Raw genomic sequence first — 12,001 nt, 5'->3', positions numbered from 1 at the left:
CGGCGAGCGGCTGACGCCGGGCCCGGTCCAGCGAAACGGTCGCGGCTGACACCGGACGCCCGCCGGGCGTGAACAGCTGATCAGGGCGGTGGAGCGAGCAGTGGGCTCCACCGCCCTCGGCGTTCCCGGCGGCCCCCGCCGCGTCCTGGGAAGGCTCCGCAGCACCGGCCGGCTCGGGGTGTTCCCGGGCAGGGCCCGGCCCCGGTCCCGGGCCCGCGCAGAATTCGCCTTTCGCGCGAAACGATCAGCGGCTAGTCTCCCTCCGCGCGCACGGAGCGCGACGGGGGAGGCGGGGGACATGGCCGACAAGGTGGCCGGATCGAGAAGTGGCCTGAACGTGGGGGTTCAGGCCGTCGCGGCGGTGGTGCTGGTCGCGGGCGTCGCAGGGGGCATACGGGGGCTGTCGCGGATCCTTCCGGGCGGCGAGGACAGCGGCGGACAGGTCACCTGCTCCGACGCGCACGGCACTCCGCCACCGAAGCGCGTCTCCGGGGCACAGCTCTGCCGGGCGCTGAACCGCTCGGACCTGCCGGTCCTCCTCGGGACGCCCGACGAGCCCGTGCGGACGGCCGACGGCGACGACAACTGGATGACCGTCGACGGCACCAGGATGGCGAGCCCGGAGGCGAACGTCACGCTGGAGACGTACTCCGTGAAGCTGTCCGCCTCGGACGACCGGTTCTCCGTCTCCCAGGGCCTCGATCTGCTGCCGCAGGCCCAGCCCCGGCAGATCCTGGGCCACCCGGCGGTCCTCTACTCGGACCGGACGACCGCCCTCACGCTCGACTCGGGCAAGGCCGGGAGCGGCCCCGGCGGCGTCGCCCGCAGCCTGCTGGTCGCCAAGGACGTCAAGGAGGGCGGCGGTTCGTTCGAGATCACCATCTGGCGTCAGGACGACGTCGTGCCCGACGACGCGGCACTGTTCCGCGTCGCCGAGCTGGTCCTGCCGACGGTCCCGGGCTGGAAGAGCGGCTGAACACCCGCCGCCGGGCCGTGCCTCACGCCTCCTGCGGGCTGCCCATGACCCTGGCGAAGGTCGCCGGGTCGGTGTCGTAGCCCTGGATGCCCGCGTGGAACGTCCACTCCCCGGAGTGGTCGCGGACGAACTCCCCGATGGTCGCCGCCGTCGAGCCCAGGACGTCCCCGAAGTCCCCCTGCGTCAGGATGGTGTAGCCCTCGCGCAGCCGGAAGGCGGGGTTGAGGACACCGACGAAGGTCCGCGCCTCGGTGCGCTGCTGTATCAGGACCCCGACGACCACGCGCGCGTAACGGCTGTCCAGGCGGTCGAGTTCCAGGGTCATGACCTCGTCCCAGCCGAAGCCCTTGCCGTCCTTGCTGTCGCGGTTCAGATAGATGGTGCCGTCCGGGGAACGGCTGCCGAAATAGACGACGTAGTCCGGATTCCCCTGTGGCGCGGACGCCAGGTACGTCGCCGCGACGATGTCGAGATCGGTCGCGGGCTCGCCCACGGGACTGGGATCCCACTTGATCGCCAACTCGGCCTTGCGGATCCCCTTGTTGAGACCGTTCACCGGATGTCCCCTCCCCGTTCCTCGCCCGTCACCGGGCCAACTCCCCTGAGAGTAGGCCCGGTTGTCCATCGTGCCACGCGCGCCGGGGCGCGCGCCGGGATCCACTCCGGCGGAGCGTGACCGGCGCCACGTTCCTGGGCCGTACGATGGCGCGGTGCTGGTCAAGTGGATTCGCTGCACCGTGGTGGACCGCCGCGGTTTCGAACGGGGGCAGCGAAAGTGGGCGGGGCTTCTGGGGGAGCCGGGATTCCGGGGACAGGGGGGAGGGTGGAGCGTGGGGCGGTCCGGTGTCGCGCACATCTTCTCGTTCTGGGAGAGCCGCGCCTTCTACGACTCCTTCATGGCCCGGTCCCACGACCGGCTCGCCGCCTCGCAGTCCGGCACGTTCAAGGACTCCCAGGTCAAACTCTTCGACTACCGCTTCGACGTGAAGACGGGCTTCGAGCCGCGCTTCACGGACTCCGACGTGGTCCGGGTCGCGCACTGCCGTGTCCACGAGGAGCGGGCGGAACACTTCGCCCTCATGCAGGAGAAGGTCTGGAACCCCGCCATGGCCGGTTCGCCCGGCATGGTCCGGGGCATGTTCGGCGAGGCGCCCGGCAGTGAGTTCCTGGTCCTGTCCATGTGGCAGTCGGCCGCGGAACACGGCAAATACCGCACCGAGCGGCTGGAGAGGCTGGCGCTGCGCGCCCAGCTCGAGGCCGACATAGCCGCTCTCGCGGGAGACGTCGTACAGCTCGAACCCGGCTGGATCGTCTGACGGCACCCTCCCGCGGGGCGAACTGATGTACGGAACGATGTGACCTGTGCGGCCGGAACGGTGTGACCTGCGCCTTATGAGACCGTACGACCGCTCGAACAGCTCCGGCACGATCTAGGGTTTTGGCATGGCACGACCACGGCGCATCGTCCTTGTCCGGCACGGCGAGTCGGTGGGCAATGCCGATGACACCGTGTACGAACGCGAGCCCGACCACGCTCTGGCGCTCACGGAGACAGGGTGGCAGCAGGCGGAGGACACCGGCAAACAGCTGCGCGAGCTCTTCGGAAGGGAGCGCGTAAGCGTTTACGTCTCCCCCTACCGACGTACCCACGAGACGCTCCGGGCCTTCCACCTCGACCCCGACCTCATCCGGGTCCGCGAGGAGCCCCGGCTGCGCGAGCAGGACTGGGGCAACTGGCAGGACCGGGACGACGTACGCCTCCAGAAGGCCTATCGCGACGCGTACGGACACTTCTTCTACCGGTTCGCGCAGGGCGAGTCCGGCGCGGACGTGTACGACCGGGTGGGCGGCTTCCTGGAGAGCCTGTACCGCAGCTTCGAGGCCCCCGACCACCCGCCGAACGTCCTCCTGGTGACCCACGGTCTCGCCATGCGGCTGTTCTGCATGCGCTGGTTCCACTGGACGGTCGCCGAGTTCGAATCGCTGTCGAACCCGGGGAACGCGGAGGTGAGGATGCTCGTTCTCGGGGAGGACGGCCGGTACACCCTCGACCGTCCTTTCGAGCAGTGGCGCGATCCGGAAGTCGTTCGGAGCCACCGGATAGAGTGGCAGGGCGATGATCGCTGACACCTCTCCCGACGGGCGCTTCGAGCGCGCCCTCGCCAGCCTGCGCGGACTCGCGGTGGGGGACGCGCTGGGCTCGCAGTTCTTCGTGCCCGTGAACTATCCCCTGCTCAAGCGCCGGGAACTGCCGTCCGGCCCCTGGCAGTGGACCGACGACACCGAGATGGCCTGTTCCGTGGTCGCCGTCCTGGCCGCCCACCACCGCGTCGACCAGGACGCCCTGGCCCACTCCTTCGCCCACCACCACGACTTCGACCGCGGCTACGGCCCGGCGGTCAACCGCCTCCTGAGACTGGTCCGGGAGGGCGGCGACTGGCGCGAGCTCGCGTCGGCGCTCTTCAAGGGCCAGGGCTCCTGGGGCAACGGCGCCGCGATGCGGATCGCTCCCCTCGGCGCCTGGTACGCCGACGACCCGGAGCAGGCGACCCACCAGGCGGAGATCTCCGCCTATCCGACGCACCAGCACCGTGAGGCCGTGGTCGGCGCCATGGCCGTCGCCGCGGCCGCCGCGCTGGCCGCCGACCCGGCGGGTCCGCCGAGCGCCGAGGCCCTGCTGGACGGCGTCATCGCGCTCGTGCCGCGCAGCGCCGTGGGCGCGGGGCTCCGGCGCGCCCGCGACATGCTCGACTACGGGGACGCCGCGACCGTGGCCGCCGTGCTCGGCTGCGGACGGCGTACGTCTGCGCACGACACCGTTCCCTTCGCCCTGTGGTCCGCCGCCCGCGCCCTGGGTGACTACGAAGGGGGCTTCTGGGCCACCGCCCAGGTCGGCGGCGACGTGGACACGAACTGCTCCATCGTCGGCGGCGTGATCGCCTCCGGAAAGGCCGGCGCGCCCCCCGGGGCATGGCTGGACACCACGGAGGCGCTGCCGGAATGGCTGCCCGGACGCGCGTCGGGGGCGTGACGCGGGGGGAGTGCGAGGCGTACGACGCTTGCGGCTGCTCCGGTGGAACGGGCGTGAGCAGGGGGCGTGAAGGGGGCGCCGGGCTGTGTCACAGGCTTGCTACAGCCCCGCAGCGCCGTAGAGAGCCGCATTGCCCCTGGATAACCTGTGCGCCACGCCGCCCGTTGATCATGGCGGGCGTGTGCCGACGAAACACCGGTCGACAGCCTCTCCGCCCCGGCGGCGCGATCCGGGCTGCCCGGTGACCGGCTGGGAGGGGATCCCTTGTCCGACATACCGTCCACGCCCGAGCCCGACGGCGGGGCAGCGGCGCAGCGGAAGAGACCGGAAGCCGACGGACAGACTCCGGGAGCCGAGTCCCGGCCGACGGAGGCCACGGAGGCCACGGAGGCCACGGAGGCCACGGGGTCCGCTGGGTCTGCGGAACTGACGGATCCGGAGGTACCGGAGTCTGCGGACTTCACGGGTCCGGAGGCGCCGGGCGCCGCGGATCAGGACGTACCCGACGCCGCGGATCAGGACGCACCGGAAACCACGGCCGCGGACGCACCGAGTTCCACGGGACGGCGCTCGGACAGCGGTCCTGACGTCCTGGCGAAGGCCGTCGCAACAGGGGGTGCGGACGCGTCGGGGGGCGCGGACAGTCCCGGGGGTGCGGGCGAGTCCAGGGGCGCGAGCGAGTCCGGGGACGCGGGTGCGCCCAGGGGCGTGGAGGGTAAGTCCTCGCCCGGGCGGGCGGCCGGGGCCGTGGGCGCCGGGGCCGTCGGCGGAGGGCGGTCACAGGCCGCACGGTCGCCGCAGGCGCGGACCGGCAAGGGCAAGGCGGGGCCGTCGGGCCCGCCCGAACTGTGGTCGCCGGAGCTGTGGGCCACCTCGCCCGCCCCGGTGCGCACACCGACGCTGTGGGCCGTGCTCGCGACCGGTGTGCTGAGCATGCTGCTCCTCGACGGCGGTCTCGCCATCAACCTCCTGCTGGTCGCGATCCCCGCGGCGCTCGGCGCGTACTTCGCCGGCCGGGCCGCGGGGCGCCGCACGCGCGCGTGGAGCCTGGTCTGGGGCATCGGCGGCGTCGGTCTGCTGGTCGTACCGGCTCTGCGGGACGCGGGCTGGCCGTCGTTCCTGGCCGTCGTGACGGCGGTCGGGCTCGGTTCGCTCGCGCTGAACGGCGGCCGCACCTGGCCCGCGGTTCTGTTCGGCCCCGTCGGCGTGCTCAACTCGGTGATCACCGGCGCCGCGTGGGGCTGGCGCGGGCTGAGGGAACGATTCGGCGGTGCCCGTCGCGGAGTCGGTGTCGGCCTGCGCGCGTTCGTCGTGAGCGCGCTCCTGCTGCTCGTCTTCGGCGCCCTGTTCGCCGGAGCCGACGCCGCCTTCGCCGATCTGCTCAGCGGCCTGGTGCCGGACGCCTCGGTCTCCGGCGGACCCGTGCGCGTGGTGCTCCTGGCCTCGGGCCTGGTCGTGGCGCTGGCCGTGGCTCACACGGCGGCCGCGCCGGTACGACTGGACCGCGTCGTGGTGCGACCCGGGCGCCCGCGCAACCGTGTCGAGTGGGCTCTCCCGCTGATCGTGCTCACCGTGCTCTTCGCGGCCTTCAACGCCGTGCAGCTCGTCGTCCTCTTCGGCGGTTACGACGCCGTGCTGAAGGAGACCGGCCAGACGTACGCCGAGTACGCGCGCCAGGGCTTCTGGCAGCTCCTGTTCGTCACGCTGCTGACCCTGCTCGTCGTGGTGTTCGCGCTGCGCTGGGCACCGCGGGACGGCAGCGGCGACCGGAAGCTGGTGCGGGGCGTGCTGGGAACCCTCTGCGCGCTGACGCTCGTCGTCGTGGCATCCGCCGTGCGACGCATGGACATGTACGTGGATGCCTACGGGCTGACGCGGCTGAGGATCTCGGTGCTGGCCGGGGAGCTGTGGCTCGGCCTGGTCATCGTGCTCATCATGGCGGCCGGTGTGTGGGGCGCCCGCTGGCTGCCCCGCGCCGTCGCTGCCGCCGCGGCGGCCGGCGTCCTCGCGTTCGGGCTGATGTCGCCCGACGGTCTGATCGCCGAGAGCAACGTCCAGCGGTACGAGGACACGGGCAAGTTCGACCTCCTGTACGCCCGCGATCTGTCGGCGGACGCCGTACCGGCCCTCGACAAGCTCAAGGAACCGATGCGTTCCTGCGTGCTGACCGCGATCGCCGACGAACTGGGCGACGACGACACTCCCTGGTACGCGACGAGTTGGGGCGAGATCCGGGCCCGGGACATTCTCCGCGACCACCCGCCCGCCGCGTCCGTCGACGAGAGGGAGTGCGACTCGTTGGCGGGGGTCCCGGAATACCGCTGAACGCCGGTCGCCGATGCTTCGGCGGGGCTGGTCACCGGTGGCACCCGTGGCACCGGTGACAGCGATGTCGTCGGTGCCACCGGTGGCGTCAGTCCCACCGGTGACGTCAGTGACGTCGGTTCCTGGGCGTCACCGGCTTCGTACCGTGAACACCCGGACCGTGAACACCCGGACCGCAGAGGCCCGTACAGCGGACGCTTGGACCGCCGTCGCCCCCGGGTCTGCACGACCCGGGGGCGATCCGGTTCTCCGCTGGTGAGCCCGACCTCAACTCACGGCCGGTCCTGCCGTTCTGACGAGGGCGTCTTCGGCGCCCGGGCGGCAGGTCCGGCCGTGCCGGCGAAGCGTCTTCAGCGTCCGTGACAGGTCCGGCCGTGCCGGTTGAGCGGAGTCAGCCCGCCGCCGGTCCCGCCGTGCCGGAGAGGGCGTCCAGGTCGCTCTTGCGGACCTTGATCACCAGTGCCGCGGTGGTCAGGGCCAGCAGGGCCATGCCCACCGCCGGTACGAAGGCGGTCGAGATGCCGTGGGCGAGCACGTCGTGGCCCCAGGGGGCGGGCAGTTGGTGGGTCTTGGCGAAGGCCGCCTTCTGCTCGGCCGAGCCGTCCGCCAGGAACTTCGGCATCTGCTTCTGGGCTTCGTCGCGGCTGGCCGAACCGAAGACCGTGGTGAGGATGGAGAGGCCGAGCGAACCGCCCACCTGCTGCGTGACGTTGAGCAGACCGGAGGCCGCACCCGCCTCGTGCTGGGCGACACCGGAGACCGCCGTCACCGTCAGCGTCACGAAGTTCAGTCCCATGCCGAAGCCGAACAGCAGCATCGGGCCGAGGACTCCGCTCGCGTACGAGTCGTCGGGGCTGATGAAGGTCAGCCAGCCGAGTCCGAGGGCGACGAGCGACGAGCCGGTGACCATGAACGGCTTGGGGCCGAGCACCGGCAGGAACCGCTGCGAAAGCCCCGCCCCGACCGCGATCGCGACCGTCACCGGCAGGAAGGCCACACCGGCCGAGATCGGCGTGTACCCCAGCACGTTCTGCACGAAGAGCACGATGTAGAAGAACATGCCGAACATCGCGGCGGCGAGGCTCAGCATGATCAGGTACGTGCCCGAACGGTTCCGGTCGGCGAACATCCTGAGCGGCGTGATGGGTTCCTTCGCCCGCGTCTCGATGACCCCGAAGGCCAGCAGCAGCACCGCGGCCGCGCCGAACGACCCGATCGTGAGGCCGTCCCGCCAGCCGTTCTCCGCCGCGCGGATGAAGCCGTAGACCAGGGAGGCCATGCCCGCCGTCGAGGTGAGCGCGCCCGCGACGTCGAAGCGTCCCGGATGGCGCTTGGACTCGTTGATGTACATCGGCGCCAGAACCGCGATCAGGACGCCGATGGGCACGTTGACGAAGAGGACCCACCGCCAGTCGAGCCACTCCGTGAGCATGCCTCCGGCGAGCAGACCGATGGCACCGCCACCGGCCGAGACGGTCGCGAAGACGGCGAACGCCCGGTTCCGCTCCGGACCTTCGGGGAAGGTCGTCGTGATCAGGGCCAGCGAGGTGGGGGAGGCGATCGCGCCACCCACGCCCTGCAGGGCCCGCGCCGCCAGCAACTGCCAGGGTTCCTGGGCGAGTCCGCCCAGCAGCGAGGCGAAGGTGAACAGCAGGATGCCGGTCATGAAGACCCGGCGCCGGCCGAGGATGTCGCCGGCCCGTGCGCCGAGAAGCAGCAGGCCACCGAAGGTGAGGGTGTACGAACTGACCACCCATGTCAGGTCTGTCGTGCTGAAGTCGAGTGCGTCTTGAATGTGCGGGAGCGCGATGTTCACAATCGTCGCGTCGAGTACCACCATGAGTTGGCAGGCCGCGATGACGGTGAGCGCGATGCCGGGATGCCCCTCCCGGCGTGCCGCACCTGGGTTGCTGTCCTTAATCAACTGAGAGGTTGTCACTATGCTGCCCCCACAAGTGTCTTAGTGAACGCGAGCGTTCACTTGCCCGTCAACGGTAGTGACTCCCCGTCAGTGAACGCAAGCGTTCACTGAAGTCGCTGTCCGGCGACACCGGCCCGATCGCCCTCGTACGACAACCCGCACGTCCCCGAATACCGCTTCCCCGCACGACGGAGAGACTCTGATGGCTACTTCGCGTTGGACGGCCGCCCCCGCTCAGGCGCCCCCCTCGCGCCGGCGCGGCGCCGTGCTCGAACGCGCGATCCTGGAAGCCGCCCTGGAACAGCTCGGCGCGGTCGGCTGGAACGGCCTCACCATGGAGGGGGTGGCGGCCGGCGCGCAGACCGGCAAGGCCGCCGTATACCGCCGCTGGCCCTCGAAGGCGGACCTCGTCGTGGACGCGCTCCAGGCCGGACTGCCGGACCTGACGCGGGCTCCGGACCTCGGCAGCGTCCGTGAGGACCTGCTGGAGGTGTGCCGCCGGGTGCGCGAGGCGATGTTCTCGCCCCCGGGGATCGCCCTTCGCTCGGTGCTTCACGAGTGCGATGTGAGGCAGGCCGAACGCTTCAACCGAGTCATCCGAGGCAGGGTCGTCGAACCCACCCTGCAGCTGCTCCGTGAGGTCGTTCAGCGTGGAATCGACAGGGGCGAGGTGCGTCCCGACGCCGCGAACTCGTACGTCTTCGATGCCGTCCCGGCGATGATGATGTACCGCGCGAAGGTGTGCGCAAGCGAATGGAGCGAGCGGGATCTCCAGGAGATGATCGACCAGATGATGGTCCCGCTGCTGTGCGTGCGCGTGAGCTGACCGGGCCGTGCGGGATCGTTGACCGGGCCGTGCGGGACGGTTGGCCGGGCTGTGCGGGACGGTTGGCCGGGCTGTGCGGAACGGCCGGTCGGCCGGTGCTTGTCGGCCGGCTGGCAGGCGGGCGCGTGCTGGTCGATGCGTACGCCCGGGCAGGCAGATGCCCATGCGCGGGTCGGCCGATGCGTACGCGTGGGCGGCCGGATCGCGCCGGCCGCCGACTGGTGCGCGAGCGTCGGTCGACCGGCTTGTGCGGGTGGGTTCCGCCGGTGCGGGGGAGGGCTTCCCGGTGGGCCGGGGACCTGGGTGTCGCGAGGGGCTTCGGGCGGCGTAGTCTGAGTGCGCCATGCCGTACGAACCCCCCACCCATACCGTCGAGCGCTCCCTCCGCGCCACGACCGGAGCGAAGGTCATTGCCGGTGTCGACGAGGTGGGGCGCGGTGCCTGGGCAGGTCCCGTCACCGTCTGCGCCGCCGTCACCGGACTGCGCCGCCCGCCCGAAGGGCTCACCGATTCCAAGCTCCTGACCGTCAAGCGCCGGACCGCGCTCGCCGTGGAGTTGGAGAAGTGGGTGACGGCGTACGCCCTCGGCCACGCCTCCCCGGACGAGATCGACCGACTCGGTATGACGGCCGCCCTGTGCCTCGCGGCCGTACGTGCGCTTGAGGCCTTGCCGGTCCGTCCCGACGCGGTCATCCTCGACGGGAAGCACGACTATCTCGGGGCCCCCTGGAAGGTCCGTACGGTGATCAAGGGCGACCAGTCCTGCATCGCCGTCGCGGCGGCCTCGGTGATCGCCAAGGTGCAGCGCGACAAAATGATGGCCGAACTGGGTGTCGACCATGCAGACTTCGGCTTTGCGGCCAACGCCGGGTACCCGTCGCCGGTCCACAAAGCCGCGCTGGAGGAGCGGGGCCCCACCCCGTACCACCGGCTGTCGTGGGCGTATCTTGATGCGCTGCCCCAGTGGCGGCACCTCAAGAAGGTCCGCAGCGTGACGGACGGAATCGTTCCGGAGATCGAAGGCCAGCTCGGCTTCGACTTCTGACGTTTCCGTTCGCACTCATGTGCCACCCGCCGGGGCGAGTCGCACCGGCGTTTGATAGATATCAGCTCATGCCTCTCATTCCCGAGGAGCCTCAGATTCACGAGAGTGCCCAGGGTCCCCGCGTCACTCCGGCCAGTGGCCGCACCGCGCCGACCCCCCGCCCTGTACCCGGTCCCCGTCCCGCGGCTCCGCCGCGTCCCGGCCGTCCGGGTCCTGTCCGGCCGATGCCGGCCCAACGCACCCCGCGCGAGCCGGTCGTGGCCGCACCGGGGCCGTCCGCCAAGCCGGCCGCACCCGCGGCCGTCACCCCGCAGATCCAGCTCGTCCCGGCCTCGGCCGACGGTGCGCTGGACGCCGCTGAAGAAGCCGTCGACCTGCTGCTGGAGTCGGGCCGCGCCCCCGGTGAGGTGCTGGTGATCACCACCGGCGATCCGCACCCGTGGGCCGCGCACGAGCTCTCCTTCGGCGAGGCCGCCTACTGGGCGCAGCACGACGCGGGCGACGACGTCTTCTACGCCGACGCCGCCGCCGTGCGCCGTGCCGCTTCCCGTCCCGTGGTCGTGGTCGCGGTCAACGGTGGTTCCGGCGAGGTCGCCGCGACCGCCCTGCCCGTGGCCCTCGGCCGGGCCGGTGCCCTGCTGATCGTCTGCGGCGACCCGCAGCAGATCAACTCGGTCCTGGCCGCAGGCGTCTGAGCGCGTTCCGGACTCGCTCCGGAACGCGCCCGGCGGGACGCTGAGGGTGCCGCCACGGCGGCACCTGCACGGCGGTCCCTTCGGCATACCCGGATACGTCCACACGTGCGAAGGCCCACGCCCGAAGCCCGCTCGGCTCGCCACTCGTCCGTGCGGGGAGCGAGGCCCAGGACCTGTCCGGAGCGAGGGCTCCGGGGCCTGCCTGCCTGCCGCGGTGAGGGGGCGAGGCCCTGCCTGCGATGAGGTGTCCAGAGGTCCCTCCGAGGCGAGGCACGTGCCTGGCGTCTGCCCGGGGCGGGGTGAGGCACCCAAGGCCTGTCTGTCGGTCGCGAGGTGTCCGGTGTGTGCCCACTCGGTCGCCGAGCGTGGGCGTGCCCCGGATCGGGCCACGCGTTCGTGCCGTACCGGCGTGCGAGTGGTACGGCTCTGCCGTCCGCCCCGACGGGCGTGTGCGGCCCGCCTTCCCCCGGGGCGGGCCATCGGCCGTGTCGGACCCGCCTCTCAGCGGGCGGCCGCCCGGCGCATCACCTCGGAGGCGACGCCTCCCGTGCGGGGCAGGGGCGGCAGCACCTCACCCACGTAGAACTCCGGCGCCGATTCCGAGTTGGGGCGGCGCCCGCCGCGGCCTTCGCCGAGAACCTGCCAGCCGTCACGTGTCAGCGTGATGTACGCGCCGCACCGCAGCCCATGGAGCGTGCAGGCGTCGCGCAGTCCCCACATCCAGGCCCCGTCCTCCTCCGTCCAACGCGCGTCGCCGTCCCGGCAGTACAGCAGGACGGCCGTGCGCGCGGGAGTGCGGCGCCGCAGGTCGTGCGGGATGACCCGGCGAAGCTGCGCGAGCAGCGCGTTGCGGAACATCCAGCCGTCGGCGGGTGCCGAACGCCGGGTGAAGGAGGCGCTCGCCATCAGCCGCTCGTCCTGATCGAGCACCGCGACGACCGCGGTCGACGGTCTGGGCCGGTGCCGGGCGTGAAGGCCGCTCACGACCTCACGGGGATCGCGCAGAAGCGGAATTCCGGCCGAGGCCCATTCGGCGGGTTCCAGCATGCGGGTCGTTGGATTGGTGGAAGCGGCGGACAGGTCGGGAGACATGGTTGCCGCCGAGGACGGAGCGAATCCGAAGGTCACGGTCCTCCCTTCGGCTACGTGCCCGGACAGCGGGCGGGGGTCGGACTTGGGGGA

Annotated in this window: 11 protein-coding genes; 8 read left to right on the top strand and 3 right to left on the bottom strand. The window is 71.6% G+C overall.

Translation table 11 applies throughout. The features are described from left to right. Positions 1-298: 298 nt before the first annotated feature. A complete protein-coding gene (locus ACFYYF_RS20155) occupies positions 299-976 on the top strand; it encodes a DUF6215 domain-containing protein (RefSeq protein WP_388777467.1) in 678 nt (225 codons plus the stop codon). A gap of 22 nt (positions 977-998) precedes the next feature. Here the strand turns inward: ACFYYF_RS20155 and ACFYYF_RS20150 are convergent, their stop codons facing one another. Beyond that, positions 999-1,532: a TerD family protein gene (locus ACFYYF_RS20150; RefSeq protein WP_388777464.1), complete on the bottom strand. Its 534-nt coding sequence runs from the start codon at positions 1,530-1,532 to the stop codon at positions 999-1,001. A 154-nt stretch (positions 1,533-1,686) separates the two neighbouring features. Here ACFYYF_RS20150 and ACFYYF_RS20145 point away from each other — a divergent pair, with 154 nt between their 5' ends. From ACFYYF_RS20145 to ACFYYF_RS20130, 4 genes are all read left to right on the top strand, one after another. After that, on the top strand, positions 1,687-2,292 hold the full coding sequence (locus tag ACFYYF_RS20145) for a YdbC family protein (protein ID WP_361687795.1): 606 nt from the start codon (positions 1,687-1,689) through the stop codon (positions 2,290-2,292). Positions 2,293-2,419: 127 nt separating this feature from the next. Then, complete coding sequence (locus tag ACFYYF_RS20140) at positions 2,420-3,103, top strand: histidine phosphatase family protein (RefSeq protein WP_361687798.1); 684 nt, start codon at positions 2,420-2,422, stop codon at positions 3,101-3,103. Continuing rightward, positions 3,093-4,007 carry an ADP-ribosylglycohydrolase family protein gene (locus tag ACFYYF_RS20135; RefSeq protein ID WP_388777461.1) on the top strand — a complete coding sequence of 305 codons (915 nt, stop codon included), beginning with the start codon at positions 3,093-3,095 and terminating at the stop codon, positions 4,005-4,007. Before ACFYYF_RS20140 ends, ACFYYF_RS20135 begins: the two co-directional genes overlap by 11 nt. 708 nt (positions 4,008-4,715) lie before the next feature. After that, the gene (locus ACFYYF_RS20130; protein ID WP_388777458.1) at positions 4,716-6,332 is read left to right on the top strand and encodes a DUF4153 domain-containing protein; all 1,617 of its coding nucleotides are present in this window, start codon (positions 4,716-4,718) and stop codon (positions 6,330-6,332) included. A 391-nt stretch (positions 6,333-6,723) separates the two neighbouring features. Here the strand turns inward: ACFYYF_RS20130 and ACFYYF_RS20125 are convergent, their stop codons facing one another. Beyond that, on the bottom strand, positions 6,724-8,271 hold the full coding sequence (locus ACFYYF_RS20125; RefSeq protein ID WP_388777455.1) for an MFS transporter: 1,548 nt from the start codon (positions 8,269-8,271) through the stop codon (positions 6,724-6,726). A 184-nt stretch (positions 8,272-8,455) separates the two neighbouring features. Here ACFYYF_RS20125 and ACFYYF_RS20120 point away from each other — a divergent pair, with 184 nt between their 5' ends. The 3 genes from ACFYYF_RS20120 to ACFYYF_RS20110 all read left to right on the top strand — a co-directional run bounded on the left by ACFYYF_RS20120 (position 8,456) and on the right by ACFYYF_RS20110 (position 10,819). Beyond that, a complete protein-coding gene (locus ACFYYF_RS20120) occupies positions 8,456-9,079 on the top strand; it encodes a TetR/AcrR family transcriptional regulator (protein ID WP_361687807.1) in 624 nt (207 codons plus the stop codon). Between the two features lie 343 nt (positions 9,080-9,422). After that, positions 9,423-10,124, top strand: coding sequence for a ribonuclease HII (locus tag ACFYYF_RS20115; protein WP_388777452.1), 702 nt, complete (start codon positions 9,423-9,425; stop codon positions 10,122-10,124). Positions 10,125-10,192: 68 nt separating this feature from the next. After that, complete coding sequence (locus tag ACFYYF_RS20110) at positions 10,193-10,819, top strand: hypothetical protein (RefSeq protein WP_365489268.1); 627 nt, start codon at positions 10,193-10,195, stop codon at positions 10,817-10,819. Between the two features lie 501 nt (positions 10,820-11,320). On the opposite strand, the gene ACFYYF_RS20105 is transcribed toward ACFYYF_RS20110, so the two are convergent. Further along, positions 11,321-11,947 carry a hypothetical protein gene (locus tag ACFYYF_RS20105; protein ID WP_365489265.1) on the bottom strand — a complete coding sequence of 209 codons (627 nt, stop codon included), beginning with the start codon at positions 11,945-11,947 and terminating at the stop codon, positions 11,321-11,323. Positions 11,948-12,001: the final 54 nt, after the last annotated feature.

The organism is Streptomyces sp. NPDC001914, from assembly GCF_042891215.1.
In the GTDB taxonomy this organism is placed as follows: domain Bacteria; phylum Actinomycetota; class Actinomycetes; order Streptomycetales; family Streptomycetaceae; genus Streptomyces.
The sequence above is the reverse complement of the archived record's forward strand: the minus strand, read 5'-3'. Positions and strand labels throughout refer to the sequence as shown.